General features: G+C 60.8%; 10 protein-coding genes. 7 read left to right on the top strand and 3 right to left on the bottom strand.

Features of this window, described 5'->3' with window-relative positions; genetic code table 11:
- The 3 genes from PLL20_13410 to PLL20_13400 form a co-directional block, all read right to left on the bottom strand.
- Window positions 1-246 (bottom strand): hypothetical protein (locus tag PLL20_13410; protein ID HPD30990.1); only part of this gene is annotated, 246 nt, incomplete at its 3' end.
- Complete coding sequence (locus PLL20_13405; GenBank protein HPD30989.1) at window positions 243-1,505, bottom strand: DUF58 domain-containing protein; 1,263 nt, start codon at window positions 1,503-1,505, stop codon at window positions 243-245. The genes PLL20_13410 and PLL20_13405, both read right to left, overlap by 4 nt.
- Before the next feature lie 40 nt (window positions 1,506-1,545).
- A complete protein-coding gene (locus PLL20_13400) occupies window positions 1,546-2,508 on the bottom strand; it encodes a MoxR family ATPase (protein ID HPD30988.1) in 963 nt (320 codons plus the stop codon).
- A 202-nt stretch (window positions 2,509-2,710) separates the two neighbouring features.
- Here PLL20_13400 and PLL20_13395 point away from each other — a divergent pair, with 202 nt between their 5' ends.
- From PLL20_13395 to PLL20_13365, 7 genes are all read left to right on the top strand, one after another.
- On the top strand, window positions 2,711-4,318 hold the full coding sequence (locus tag PLL20_13395) for a retropepsin-like aspartic protease (GenBank protein ID HPD30987.1): 1,608 nt from the start codon (window positions 2,711-2,713) through the stop codon (window positions 4,316-4,318).
- Between the two features lie 17 nt (window positions 4,319-4,335).
- Window positions 4,336-5,355 (top strand): carbon-nitrogen hydrolase family protein, encoded by a 1,020-nt coding sequence (locus PLL20_13390; GenBank protein ID HPD30986.1) that lies wholly within the window; start codon window positions 4,336-4,338, stop codon window positions 5,353-5,355.
- 451 nt (window positions 5,356-5,806) lie between these two features.
- Window positions 5,807-6,517 carry a dethiobiotin synthase gene (gene bioD, locus PLL20_13385; protein ID HPD30985.1) on the top strand — a complete coding sequence of 237 codons (711 nt, stop codon included), beginning with the start codon at window positions 5,807-5,809 and terminating at the stop codon, window positions 6,515-6,517.
- Window positions 6,518-7,006: 489 nt separating this feature from the next.
- A complete protein-coding gene (locus PLL20_13380) occupies window positions 7,007-7,954 on the top strand; it encodes an ATP-binding cassette domain-containing protein (GenBank protein HPD30984.1) in 948 nt (315 codons plus the stop codon).
- Window positions 7,955-8,008: 54 nt separating this feature from the next.
- A complete protein-coding gene (locus PLL20_13375) occupies window positions 8,009-8,779 on the top strand; it encodes an ABC transporter permease (GenBank protein ID HPD30983.1) in 771 nt (256 codons plus the stop codon).
- The gene (locus PLL20_13370) at window positions 8,770-11,520 is read left to right on the top strand and encodes a hypothetical protein (GenBank protein ID HPD30982.1); all 2,751 of its coding nucleotides are present in this window, start codon (window positions 8,770-8,772) and stop codon (window positions 11,518-11,520) included. Before PLL20_13375 ends, PLL20_13370 begins: the two co-directional genes overlap by 10 nt.
- 6 nt (window positions 11,521-11,526) lie before the next feature.
- A complete protein-coding gene (locus PLL20_13365; GenBank protein ID HPD30981.1) occupies window positions 11,527-14,196 on the top strand; it encodes a DUF4340 domain-containing protein in 2,670 nt (889 codons plus the stop codon).
- Window positions 14,197-14,209: the final 13 nt, after the last annotated feature.

The raw sequence follows: 14,209 nt of genomic DNA, 5'->3' as shown, positions 1-14,209 counted from the left end.
CCAGCCCCACTCGATGATCAGGAAGACAAAAGCGACGACGCCGAGAACCAGGGCCGTATGGGCCGAGAGGAGGGGGCGTCCGCGGTACAGCAGGCTCCAGAGGCCGGCGACACCGCTTGCCGGCGTCAGAATCACGTACAACCAGAAGTTCTCGGGGTGCGCCGATCGCTCGGCACTTGCCAGCAGGACAACCACGCCGATCAGCATGGCCCCTTCCGAGCAGAATCGTCGGATCATCGCGTTCATCGACGCCTCCTGACGGGAGCGCCTGGATGGGTCAGGTCGAACAGCAAGTCGAAAGGTTCGCTGTCGGGGGACAAAACCAGGATCGTTTCAGCCCTGGTTCCGATGATTCTGGCGACGCGCTGATGGACGCTCCGTATGTGACTGCTCAGCAACAGGCAGCGAGCGTTCCAGCCCGTGGACCAATGCACGCGTCCCACCAGTTCGTCGAAGCTCGTTTGGGCGCCGGGACCTATGCCGGCGAGCTCCGTGAGCAGGCGTTGTCGATGGACCTTGCCGGCCGTCGGGGCGATGACCACGGGCTTGGCCGCCCGGCAGATCAGACCTACCCGGTGTCCCTGTTCCAGGGCCGCACAGGCGGCTGTGGCTGCGGCGCTGATGAGTCGCTCGGCCCGTCCGTCATGGTCGTCCGTGTCTTGCTGGGGGCGCGACGTGTTCCCCGCCGCGTCCGGCCAGGGATCCAGGATGATGATCATCCGAGTCTGGCGCGGTGATAGCATTTCCCTCACGACCAGTTCACCAGTACGGGCCGAACGTCGCCAATGAATCCAGTGGTAGTTGTCACCCTCGCGATACTCGCGAACGCCGACAAATTCGTCTGGGTTCTCACGTTCCCGGGCTGTGCGGGCTGACTGAGACTGGCCTCCTGCGGTCTTTTTCCATAGGTCATGGCGCATTCGGCCCATGGCGGGATACACGGTGAGGCTGCCCGCTGAGGGGGCTTCCAGCACGCATGCGAAAAGACCGAACGGATAACCGCAGGAGACCCGGATGCCGGTCAGAACCAGGTGTGCGCGCCGGGGGCATTGGCCGAGTGCCTCTACACGTTTCTCCTGTCGAGGGGGCAGACATTCGACGAAAACGGTCGGGAATCGTGCCGGCCGGTCATTGACCCGCATCTCGGTGACCGTCAGGCCCCGAGCGTGCAGCCGTTTGCGGCGGTTTCTGAGCCGATAAGCCACGGCGAAGGGGCGGTCGGCCACGACGCCTTCGGGCGCGATTCGGTCCACCTCGATTCGGCGAAGCATGAGGATGGGGAATACCGCGTTCACCAGCAAAGCGCCCACTCCGATTCCGAAGAGCAGAACGAGCAGGTTTGCCTCGCTGTTGAGGCCCGCCAGCAGTACGACAACGTTCACAAAAGCGAAGAGCAGACCACCGAAGGTAAAATGAAGCGTTCTTCGGGCAGTCTGGGCGCGCGGGGCGTCGAGACGCTTGTGCTGCGGTTCGAGGAGAATGCACCTGTCGGCCAAGGCGGTCATCTGATTGTCCCCGTCGGCGCGCGGCCGTGGCGCGTGCCCATTATTCAGGCACGGTCACGGTGCGGAGGATCTCGGTCAGGATCTGTTCGGCGCTGATTGTATGTCCCTCGTGCACGAAGCTCTTCGTCGCGATGCGGTGCGCGCAGACGGGAATGAACAGGGACTTGATGTCATCGGGAATGACATAGTCCCGGCCGGCGAGCATGGCGGCGGCTTGTGCGGCTCGAATAAAGGCCAGGGTTCCGCGAGGCGAGACACCCAGTTCCAGGTGCTCGTGCTCGCGGGTGATTTCAAGCAGGTCCAGAACGTACTGGACCAACCGGTCGTCGATGCGGATCTGGGGCACGCGGTCCTGAATCGCAATCAGGTCCTCGCGGCGCATCACGGGTCGCAGAACCTCCAGGGCCGTCTTGCTCGGGTCCTCGCGGATGATACGGGCTTCGACTTCACGGCTGGGGTAGCCGATGCGGATTCTGAGAGCGAAACGGTCGAGCTGGTTCTCGGGCAGAAAATAGGTGCCCTCGAACTCGAACGGATTCTGCGTCGCGATGACCAGGAAAGGCTGCTCGAGTTTCAGGGTCCGACCGTCGACGCTGACCTGAGCCTCGTTCATGGCCTCCAGCAGGGCCGACTGCGTGCGGGGAGTCGTGCGGTTAATCTCGTCGGCCAGAATAATGTGGGCGAAAATAGGCCCGCGCTTGAACTCGAAGGTGCCGGTCTTCGCATCGTAGATGCTGACCCCGATGATGTCCGACGGGAGCAGGTCGGGGGTGAGCTGGATTCGGGAGAAGGACAGGTCCAGGCTGCGAGCCAAGGCCCTGGCCAGCACGGTCTTGCCCACACCCGGTGCGTCCTCGATCAGCAGGTGCCCCCGACTCATCAGGCCAACCAGAACCTGGGTGACCGTATTGGGCTTCCCCAGGAACACCCGATCAATGTTGTTTCGCAGCTCGGCCACCTTGGCCAGGAGAGGATCGCCTGCCAGTTGAAGGTTCGCTTCCATAAATACTGACCCTTTGACAGAGAGGCCCTTGGTCTGATGCCCGCCTGATTATAAGACAATCGCCCCGAAAACCCTACGACTTGAAGGTGGGGTAAGTTCGAAACCTGATTTCCGGGTGCCAGGGCGGCTGGGGCAGGGTACAATAAGTCGGAAACAGCACTTGCGGGAGGGGGAAGTCTGCCCCGTCTCGGAGGGAGATCACATGATGCATGGACTCAAGACGTGGATGCCAGTGCTGCTGGCCGTCGGATGGATCGTCGTCAGCAGTGGTGCGCTGCTGGCGGCCGAGGATACGAGTTCGGCCGGCAGCAAGGTCAACATTCGCACCTCGGGTGGAATGAGAATCGTGGCGGTCAGACGCCCGGCGTCGTCACCTGCCATCAATACTCAAGCTCTCGCTGCCCCCTCATCAGTTGTGACTGCAGCCGAGCCCATGACGGCTGGTACGCTGTCCACGCCGTTTCCCCGGCCGCCTCTGGCGGGTTTTTCTCCTCTCGTGGCCATAACAACCTCGGATAAGCGGGAATTCGATGATCTGATGTGGGATCACACTGTGCACCATACCTACACAGGCAACGCCCTGAATGCGCCTGCGAACGCGAACTTTATCATCGGCATCTTCGACAGCGGCTCAGTCGTTGACTTGGTAGCTGAGCCGTGGGACTGGATCGTGGGCCTCACCGGAACGCGTCTGACGGGGAACCCCTTTCCGATCGGCGGTACGGGAGGGACCGTCGATGCCATCATCTCCAAGCCCGTTGGTTATTTTGCGAACGGGTTGAGCGCTGTCGACGCAGCCTCAGGTCTGCTTGACCTGACCAAAGTCGTCGGTCACGGCAATACCTGCCTGCTGGTAGCACCTGAGATTGCGTGTGGTAACGGCGAGGGGCTGACCGCCGTGTTGGGAACAGGTTTTGTGTCATTCTTCAATACCATTATTCGAGTGGACACCCCGATACGTCGTGGTTTTGGCGGCGACGACGTGCTCAGCCCGAGTGTCCAGATTCAGGATCAGTCGATCGCCCTGCCGCTGTATCCTCGGAAGATGTCGATGACCTTCAGCTCGGGCGGGCTTCCGGTGACAACGGCCTCATACTACGGCCTGTTGGATCCCTGGACGTGGGAGGTGGATATCATCCTGCCGACGCTCTTGGGTATGGGTAGCGGCATGATTCCGCTAGGTGGGTATTTCTTTGGGACGATCGGGGCGATCGAAGGAGAACCGGGGCCGACCAATCCCTTACAGAACATGCGAGTGCTCGTCGACACGGGTGCCCAAAGTTCGATCATCACGCCAGGCATGGCCGCCAATCTCAACCTTGACCTGTATAATCCCGACTTCACGGTCGACATATGCGGAATCGGCGGCCTGACTACCGACGTGCCGGGATTCTGGGTCGATTACGTCAAGATGAACGCCGCCGGCGGTGCATTGGAGTTCTCTCAGGCCCCGTTTGTGGTTGTGGACATGGCCTCGCCTGATGGAGGGCAGTTTGACGGTGTGCTGGGCATGAACTTTTTCTGGAATCGCAACGTGATTTTTCAGCCGGTACCGTCTGGCAGCAGTTTCCTGCACATCTCGGACCCCATTCCCTTCGCTTACGGCGACCTTGACCGCGACCTCGACGTCGATCAGGACGATTTCGAGATCTTCTCGGCGTGCAGCAGCGGCCCCGGGATCCCGTTCAGCGCCGAGTGCACGCTTGTCGACGCCGACGATGATGGCGATATCGACCAGACGGACTTCGGCTTCTTCCAGGCCTGTCTCAGCGGTGAGAACGTTCCGGCCGACGTAAACTGCAAGCCTTGATTCAGAAAGCGTTCAGCATGTTTGTTCAGAGACAGCTTCTCCTCGTGCTCACGGTACTTGTTGGCCTTGCTTTGATCGCCGCTGTACCATCGCCGCTTCGGCCGGGCGCTGCCTTTGCCTCGGCCGGTGACGAGGAAGGTGTTCAACAGGAGACGACCATGGCCGGCAAGACGCCCAAGCAGAAGACAAGACCCGCGGCCGCGAAAACCGGTGGTGGAGATGATACTGCTGCGGGCAGGCAGTCCACCAAGCCCGCGAAAGCCGACGCCGGGCAGATCCGCGTTGCGATCTGCCAGATCCTGTGTATTGACGGTGATGCGGAGGGCAACTTCCGGCGAATCGAAAACGCCCTGGAAGTCGCCGCGGCCGCCAAGGCACAACTGGCGTGCTTTCCGGAGTCTGCGATACTGGGCTGGGAGAACCCCGATGCCTTCAAACTGGCCGGCCCGATTCCGGGGCCACATTCCGATCGAGTCGCCGCCCTGGCCCGCAAATACAAGATGATGATTTCGATCGGCATTGATGAACTGGCGGAGCCCGGGTGCCTGTATGACTCAGCCATTCTGGTGGATGAGAAGGGCAAGATTCTGCTCAAGCATCGCAAACTGAACGTTTTGCCTGAGCTCATGGACCCGCCGTACTCGGTGGGCAAGCCGGAGGATATCAAGGCCGTGGATACGCCGCTCGGGCGGATTGGCATGCTCATTTGCGCGGATACCTTCACCGAGGAGTACGTCAAGCGGGCCGGCTCACTCAAGCCGGACGTGCTGCTGGTCCCGTACGGCTGGGCGGCGCCGAAGGAAAAGTGGCCCGGGCACGCCAAAAACCTCCACAAAACAGTGGCCCAAGCGGCTCAATGGGCCGGCTGCCCAGTCGTGGGGACGGACCTGGTGGGGATGATCACCCACGGGCCGTGGACCGGACAAACGTACGGAGCTGCCAGCGTCGTCGCGGACCGCCAGGGCAACATTCTGGTGATTCTCCGCGACCGGGATGTGGACGTGCAGGTCATTGATCTGGCGATTGGCCGTCGCTGAACAGCATCAGCGGGTCGTGCCTGATCTGTGCAAATGCAGCCGAACTAAGGTCAATGCGCTCCAGCGTCGCATACGGCAACGCTGGCCAATGAAGAATGGCAAGTGCGGAATTGAGAATGGAGCTTGCTCTGTCGCGCACGCCGAGATGCACAGGCGGTGGTGTTTCGGTGCAAGGCAAGAAATCCGAGAACAAGGCCGTTTCCAGGGCTCCGTGCGATTGTCCCTTGTTCGGATTCTATGAAATTGAGGGGTACAGGTTGTGATCTTGTTTGACTGTGCCAGTAAGCAGCGGCTTGCGGAACAAACAGCCCAAGGCGGACCGCCTTTTTGCGGGCCGCAACCCAAGCGCTCTGCCATCCAGAAAGATGCGCGCAAGCCGCACAGATGCCTGGCCGTCAGGTTCTAACGGACTAACAGCCGAACAGACTGACAGACCGCTGGAGATGCTCCCTTGCCAGGCTGGTTTATTACAGGAACGGATACAGGCGTTGGCAAGACGGTGATTGCCGGCGCACTGGCGATGCTGCTCCGCGAGCACAACCGCAAGGTGGCTGTGTTCAAACCGGTTGCCACGGGGTGCCGAAGAGACGTGCGGCTCGGGCTGGCCAGTGAAGATGCTGAATTCCTTGCTCATTGTGCCGAGAGCGACGCGACTCTTGAGACCATCAATCCCGTGCGGTACGGGGGGGATGTGGCTCCGATGATTGCGGCCGAGCACACCCGCAAGCCGGTCGATTGGGAGGCGATTGACCAAAGCTGGTGTCGGCTGCGGGCTTCTGCCGATTGGGTTCTGGTCGAAGGGGCCGGAGGGCTTCTGGTCCCCGTCGACCCGAAAAACAACATGGCTGACTTGGCCAAGCGGTTCAACCTGCCGCTGATTATTGTAGCCCGGCCGGGTCTGGGGACGATCAACCACACGTTGTTGACCATCGAGGCCGCCCGGACGCGAGGACTGCCCATCTCGGGCGTGGTGATTAACGGTTACCGGCCCGACTCCGCCACCTTGGCCGAGGAAACTAATCCTGAAGTCATCGCCCGGCTGGCTAAGATTTCGATGCCCTTGATAGCGCCTTTTGATGCTCGAACCGACCTTCGGCAAGGGCTTGTGGGCGAGACGCTGCTTCATGCCCTGCGGCCCTTTGTGGAACGCGCATTGGGATAGCAGGGCTTTGCCTCTGGTCCGCGCCGGTGCAAATCTCCATACTCGCTGAACCCAAGAAGTGTTCGCGACGTATCTTTTTGTAAATTAAGCGTTTAAGACCCACTGCGCCCGCAGGAACCTGACAGGCACTGTGTCTGCGGACGGGATGGCGCAGCACGCGCTGCGGGGTCGCCGCGACTGATAACTCACAACCTCGGCTGCCTGGGATCTGGCTTTTGCGGGACTGTTCATGAGAACTTGACATGGGTGGCCTGGGGTGCTATCTAGTTTGGCCCCCGCCGGACGCGCCGAGCATGCTCGTCCGCAGGGCGGCGAACCACGGCCGCGTGAGTTTCGTAATAGCGCGGCGTAAACGGTGTGCCGACGGGCGGAGACCCTGCGCGGGATCAGAAATAACGTCAGAAAGATTACAGGAAAGGCTGCGGCCGGGGAACTCGAAGAGCTCCGTGGTCGCTTGTACATTCAAAGGCAGGAACGAGAGCAAATCACATGATCGAGGTGAGAAATCTGACCAAGTTCTACGGCTCACACAAGGCGGTCGACAACATCTCGTTCAGCGTGGAAGAGGGCGAGATTGTCGGTTTTCTGGGGCCCAACGGGGCGGGCAAGAGCACTACGCTTCGCATACTCACCTGTTTCCTGCCGGCCACGAGCGGCTCGGCGAGCGTTGCCGGCTTCGACGTCTTCACCCAATCGCTCGAGGTCAGGCGTCGCGTCGGTTACCTCCCGGAAAGCAATCCCCTGTACCAGGAAATGCGGGTGCGTGAGTTCCTCAACTTCCGCGGTAAGCTCCGCGGAATGGAGCGAAGCGCACGCGAGGCGGCGATCCGGCGCGTGGCCGATCGGGTTTGGCTGGGCGATTTCATCGATCGGCCGATCGGTCAGTTGTCCAAAGGCATGAAGCAAAGGGTAGGTCTGGCCGATGCACTCCTGCACGATCCGAAGGTTCTGGTGCTGGACGAGCCCACCATCGGCCTGGACCCGACGCAGATTCGCGAGACGCGAAAGCTGATCTCCGACCTGGCCAGGCGGCATACCATCATTCTCAGCTCTCATATCCTGCCGGAGGTCGAGGCCACGTGCCAGCGGACCATCATCATCGCCGGCGGACGTATTCGGGCCAGCGGCTCCATGAGCGAGATCCGGGATCGCATTAAGGGCGCCTCTCGGGTGATCGCCGAAATCCGCGGGCCGAAGGAGGACGTGGCCCGGGCGATACGGCAGGTGAACGGAGTCAAAAACGTGGAGATCAACCCGAACGAAGGCTGGAACCATCTTCGGATCGAGACTTCCGAGGGACGTGACGTGCGCGAGGAGATCGCGTCGGTTGCCGCCCGCCATAACTGGGGCCTGCGCGATCTGCGGTTGGAGACGGGCGGTCTGGAAGAGTTCTTTATCCAGATCACCGCCGAGGCGGCCGGCTCGACGGGGCGATAACGCTCGCGCCGCCTGACTGTTGCTTCCATACTGTTTCACTGAGGACGGGCATTTATGTCTGAGCAAAATGAAGCGAAGGTGCCGAGCGCGGCCGGGGCGACCAGCTCCGTGGCCGTGGTCGCGCTGATGGAACGTGAGCTGTCGGCTTTGTTCTACTCGCCGATCGCCTACATTGTCGGTTTCGTGTTCCTGGTGCTATCGGGGATGTATTTCACCACCGACGTGCTTCAGCCGGGCAACGAGGCGAGCATGCGGTTGCTGTTTGAGCGTATCGCCGGCCTCCTGGTATTTGCCCTGCCGTTGCTTACCATGCGTTCGGTGGCCGATGAGTTCGCCTCAGGATCGATCGAGTCCCTGATGACCGCCCCGGTAACCGACGCGGGGGTGATTCTCGGCAAGTTCTTCGGGGCCCTGATCTTCTATATCGGCTTGTTGGCCACGACTGTGCCCCACCTGATCCTGATGACGATTTACGCCAACCCGGTCGGGACGGAGATCGTCAGCGGCTACATCGGTCTGATCCTGTTGGGGGCGATGTTCATCTCGGTCGGACTGTTCGCCAGCGCCACCACGCGGCACCAGCTTCTGGCCGCGATCATCGCCGTGGCGGTTCTTTCGCTGTTCAGTTTCGCGGCGGAGTACGCGACCGCCCAGGTGACCAACGTCTGGCTCAGCAAGTTCCTCAAGTCGTTGAACATTCTCGATCAGTTCTCCAACTGCAACAAGGGAATGATCGACTCGGCGAGCGTGGTGTTCTTCGTGTCGAACACCTGTCTGTTTCTTTTCCTGGCAATCAAGGTTCTGGAGTCGCGGCGATGGCGGTAAACGACAAGCATCACGAGATGAGTGCCACGGGCCGGCGCCTGTTTTTCGGCACCAACGTTTTCATCGTCATTCTCCTGCTGGCGGCGGTGGTGGTCGGCATCAATTTCCTGTTCACCGACCCGAGACTGAACAAACGATGGGACCTCTCGGCCGGTTCATCAAGCTACCGCCTCAGCCAGCGGACCAAAAACGTCTTGAAGCAGATCGAGGGAGACAAAATTGCCATCACCACGGTGTACACCTCGGTCGAGCCCGAGTACGAACGCAAGACCTATTTCCCTCGCGTCGAGGATCTCTGTGACGAGATCGCTCAGTTCGATAAGCGCGTGAGGGTTACACACTGCTACAGTCCAGCGGACAAGCTCGCGTTGCGCAACCGCATCCAGGGCAAGTTCGGCGGGGCGGCCGAGAAACACAACGAGGTGATCGCCGCCGCCAGGACCCTTTGGGAAGACGTGCAGCAATCCCTGCCGCCGCTCCAGTCGCAGATCGAGGGCCTCCAGCGCGACGACAACGCCTGGCTCGGCGGATTCTCCTCGCTCAACCGCATCAATCTGAACCTCAAGGCCAATCTCGAGAATATCGCTGAGACCAGGCGAGACGTCCAGGACCTGACTGAAGGTCAGGACGCCATGCCCAAGTACCAGGAAGCCACCAACAAGATCAAGCAGACCAACGACCAGTTGAAGCAGACGCTCGAGGATGCCCAGAAATGGTGCAAGGACATCAACTCGTTGGCAACCGTGCTGTCGAACAAGGACTCGGATTTCGCGGCCAAGACCCGCAAGCAGCTTGAGGAACTGGACAAGCTCCTGGCCAACCTCGTCGCCGGCGTCGGCGACCCGAGTGACACAACAATTCCGGATGACCCCAAGCCGGCGATCCAGGACTTCGCCAAGGCCTCCAATGCGCTCGGCCGGTGGCTCACGGAGGAAGTCGGAAGGGTCAACTCCTTCGTGAAGGCCAATCCGGCCATCGAGCAGCATCCGCGATGGATGCTTAACGTGCAACTTGGGCCGCTGGTGGCCAAGATGCCCCTGTCGGCCAACCTGAGTGAGACGGCCCAGAGCGTCAGCGAGAACGTGCAGGCCGTGCGACAGGTTCTCTCCGCGCCGAACGTACCCAAGGACCAGCTTCAGAGCTTGTTGAGGCAGCTCCGACAGATCGCCAGCAACATAGGACAGAAGCTGGACAAGGAATGGAAGTCCAGCATCCTCGCGATCCTTGACGACGGGGCCCGTATTGACCAGGCCAGCAGGGATTTTCTTGCCCGCGGCAGCGAAGGCACGATGTTCAAGGAAATCCTGGACAAGATCGCGGACATCGCCAAGAAGATCGAAAGCCTGCCCAAATTGGAGCTGGATGAGATCGCCGAACGGCTGCAGGACGAGAACCTCGTGGTGATCGAGGTGGGGGACCAGGTCCGGGTGGTGAAGTTTGACGAGGTCTGGCCCATCGCCGACCCGACGATGCGGATGCGGATGGACGAGAGCAGGACCGCCCGCGTGTTTGACGGCGACAGCGCGATTTCAGGCGCCTTGCTGGCGATGACCCGCCAGAAGAAATACGGGACGGTGATCTTTGTGGCCTACGAGACCGAGGCCGACCCCATGGCCCGACGGATGGGGCAAGGCGGCCGCAACACCGGTCGAATCCCGCTCGAACAGTTGAGCACGCTGAAGGACAAACTCAAACAGGCGAATTTCGCGGTGAAGGACTGGAACCTGGGCGCCGAGGGGACGGACGCCGAGCGGCCACAACCCGAGGAAGGCACCGAGGCCATCTATGTCTTCCTGCCGCCTGCGGAAACGTCGCCTCCCAATCCGATGATGGGTCGGCCGCCGGAGAAGGGTTTCGGAGAGGAGCAGCTTGAGAAGATACGCCCCCTTCTGACCGCGGGGTCCAAGGCGATTTTCTTGGCCACGTGGGTCATCCCACGAATGAGTTGGTTTGGCCCGGAGCCGGTCGGCCCTTATGCCTACGGCGACATCCTCAGCAAAAACTACGGCGTTGAAGTACACCAGTCTTATCGGTTGCTTCGAGTGCTGCCCGACACTCATGACCCGACGCTGTTCGGCATTGATATCGAGCAGGTCGGCCATATGCAGCTTAGCAGTTTTTCCGATCAGCCCATCGGAGCGCCGCTCAAGGCCCGGCGAATGCTGATGAACGACGTCTGCCCGGTCACAAAGGTCAAGGGGCAGGAGCCGCCGGCCGACGTGAGCGTTTCCACGATCCTGGAGGTCCCGGCGGTTTTGAACTACATCTGGGCGTTCAGCGACAAAGGCATTCAAATGATCAGCAAAGCCTTGTCAACCGGCGAGAACCGGAGCCAGTTCCGGGATGATCCGGATTCGATCTGGAAACCGCCGTTCTCGGTTGCCTTGGCCATCGAGAAGTCTTTCGGTGAGAACGAGCCTAAGAGCCGGGTCGTCGTGCTCGGAACCGGGGCATCTCTGACGGACTGGCATCTAACGCGGCGCGTGCCACGGTTCCTGGGCGAGGGCAAGCGCGCCCGGTTCCAGACCGATCCGCCACCGACCGAGAACGCGGATCTGTTTGTCAATGCCGTTCTGTGGCTCTGCAATCAGGAAGAAATGATCGCATCCGGCCCGTCGCAGATTCCCTTGGTGCCGGTGCTGAAGGCGGGAACCCAGACGAAGGTATTGACCGTGACGATGGTCTGGGCGGCGATCGTTTTCGTGGCAGGGATCGTGGTCATGCTTGTACGGAGCAAGTAAGACGCCATGAATACCAAGACAACACTTATACTGGCGATTCTGGCCGTGGCTGTGGCGGCGTGTCTGTTCTTCGTTGTCAAGCCGTGGGAGACTCCCGTGAGCGGGCCGGTCGAGGAGCCCAAGACCACCGCCAAGGCGATGTTTGACCCCAAGCCGGCCGACGTGGATCGTGTTGAGGTGCTGGTCCGCGGGGAGCAGTCTCCCCGTGTGTTCAAAAAGGAAACCGACGGATGGATGATGCATGCGCCGACTACCGCCCCGGCGACGGAGTGGGAAATCACCAACAACATCATCGATAAGATCGGGAACCTGAAGTACCTCAAGGAGTATCCGGTCGGTGACAAGAATCGCCCGGATGACAATGCCACGCGATTCAACAACCCTGTCGCGACCGTCAAACTCATGAAGGAAGACAAGGTGCTGGCCGAACTGGTCGTCGGCAACAGCTTGCCCACCGGCCGGGGCAACTTCGTGAAAAAGGGCGGCTCCGATGTGATCTATGAGTCGCAGGAGAGCCTCTCCGATGCATTTGACAAGAAGATCTCGAACTATCGCAACAAGCGGGTCGTGAATGTCAAACTGGACGATGTGAAGGAGATCACCGCATCCGGCTTGTCGGCCTACAAGCTGGTGAAGAGCGGCTCCGACTGGCTGATCGAGCAGCCCGAGCGGGGCCGGGCGGACAAGAGCGCGGTCGAAACCAACGTCGCCAACCCGTTGATCAGCTTGTATGTCGCGGATTTCGTAGACGACACGCCCGCCAGTTACAAGGTGTACGGGCTGGATGAGCCGAGGTTGACTCTGACGCTCAAGAGCACCAGGACGGTGCCGCCCAAGGCCAAGCCGGGTGATCCCGACACCAAGCCGGCCGACACCCAACCTTCGACGGAGGAAGTCGAGAATGTGCTCCTGGTCGGCGGGTCGACCGGCGAAAACAAGTACTACGCCCGCCTCAAGTCGGCGCCGTGGGTGTTCACGCTGAACGCCGGCACGGTGGACAATTTTGCCAAGAAGGTCTCCGATCTGCGAGACAAGACGCTGGCCAAGGTTGAGAGCGCGAAGGTGATCAGAGTGGTCAGCAAAACCCCGGATGGCGAGATGACGCTGGTCAAGCAGCAAGGCAAGTGGTCGTTTGCCGACGGGACGGCCAGCGATGCGACCGCAGTGTCTGATCTGATCAAGGCCCTGGCGGATTTGAAAGCCGTCGACTTTGTCGATACCTCGAAGCTGCTGATGCCGCTCGACTGGAACAATCCGCGGGCCGCCGTCACGGTCACCCAGGAAGGCGAGGCCAATCCCGTTACCGTGCTGGTCGGACCGGAGAGTTCCAGCGGCAAAATGGTCTACGTCAAGAACGCCGCCGAAGACGCCGTGGCCGCCGTCCGCGAGGACCAGGTGACGCAGTTGCTGGCCGGGCCAATTGCCTACGGCGACCGTCAGATACTGGAGTTCCCGCGCGAGCGCGCGACGAGACTCGAAATCGCCCGTGCCGGGGCCGAAACCGTCGTTCTCAAGCAGGAGAAGAACATCTGGTCGATGATCAGTCCCGTTCAGGCTTCTGTGGACGCGGACGCAGCTCGGAACCTGACGCAGGATCTGTCGACCCTGCGAGCCAAGGGCATCGTCGGCAAAGACAAGAAAGCTTTCGGATTGGACTCGCCCACAGTGACGCTGGCAGTCTACGTGGAGCCGCTCACCGCGGACCCGAAGGTCAAGGTGGCCTCCTCGGCCCCGGCAACGACAAAACCGGCGACCACGAAACCGGCAACGACGCAAGCGGGCAAAAAGCCGACGCTCCAGGACTTGCTGGATTATACGCTGACTCTTCCCAAGGAGAAGCAGAATCCGCTGGCAATCGAAATGCTCAAAGACATGATCGCCAAGGAGAAAGCGGAGGCTACTCAACCGGCATCGCAACCCGCTGCCACCAAGCCGGCCAAGTACGCTCCGGGAATGTCTCCGGAAGAGTTGCTGGAATTCCAGAAGAGCCTGCCGGACGACCAACGGAATCCGAAGGCGACGGAAATGCTGGAGAAGCTCGTTGCCGAGCGGAAGGCAGCCGAGAGCCGGACGGCCGAGGAGCAGCCTGCCGCCAGTCAGCCTGAGCCGCCTCCTCCACCGCCGACAATCCATCGCCTGGTGCTCAGTCAAAAGGGCGGCAAGACTTACGCGTGCCGTGAGGATCGCGATCTCGTTTACGAGTTGGAAAACAAGATCTATGACGATGCCACCGCGGAGATGCACGATCGTCAGGTGGCCAGGCTGGATACCGCGACGGTAACCGATCTGACGCTGGTGGTTGGCGGCAGTGAACTCAGCTTCCGTAAGTCCGGGGACGAGTGGACCTATGTGGCCGATCCGGTCCTGCCGATTGACAAGACCAAGATTGATGAGGTTCTGAACGCCGTTCGCGACCTCAAGACGCATCGTTATGTGGCATACCAGGCGGACGACTTGGCCAAGTACGGACTGACCGGGCAGGTTGATCGCGTCTCGCTGGTGGCCGACGGCGGCAGGCGGATCGAGATCCTGCTCTCCCCCACGGGGCCCGCGGGCGATACCGACAAGAGCCGTTACGCGGTCCTTTCGGGCAGCAAGGCTGTTTTCCTACTCAAGGACGATCAGGTGAACAAGTTCACTAAGAAGCTCGACGACTTCGAGAAAAAGGCCTCGTAAAACGCCACCGTCA

The organism is Phycisphaerae bacterium (assembly GCA_035384605.1).
Classification (GTDB): domain Bacteria; phylum Planctomycetota; class Phycisphaerae; order UBA1845; family PWPN01; genus JAUCQB01.
Note: the sequence above shows the minus strand (reverse complement) of the source record. Positions and strands in the feature narration are given on the sequence as shown.

Coding starts and splice junctions, on each gene's coding strand:
- PLL20_13400 (HPD30988.1), bottom strand. CDS start 2,508: ATGGAAGCGAACCTTCAACTGGCAGGCGATCCTCTCCTGGCCAAGGTG.
- PLL20_13405 (HPD30989.1), bottom strand. CDS start 1,505: ATGACCGCCTTGGCCGACAGGTGCATTCTCCTCGAACCGCAGCACAAG.
- PLL20_13395 (HPD30987.1), top strand. CDS start 2,711: ATGATGCATGGACTCAAGACGTGGATGCCAGTGCTGCTGGCCGTCGGA.
- PLL20_13370 (HPD30982.1), top strand. CDS start 8,770: ATGGCGGTAAACGACAAGCATCACGAGATGAGTGCCACGGGCCGGCGC.
- PLL20_13380 (HPD30984.1), top strand. CDS start 7,007: ATGATCGAGGTGAGAAATCTGACCAAGTTCTACGGCTCACACAAGGCG.
- PLL20_13390 (HPD30986.1), top strand. CDS start 4,336: ATGTTTGTTCAGAGACAGCTTCTCCTCGTGCTCACGGTACTTGTTGGC.
- PLL20_13365 (HPD30981.1), top strand. CDS start 11,527: ATGAATACCAAGACAACACTTATACTGGCGATTCTGGCCGTGGCTGTG.
- PLL20_13375 (HPD30983.1), top strand. CDS start 8,009: ATGTCTGAGCAAAATGAAGCGAAGGTGCCGAGCGCGGCCGGGGCGACC.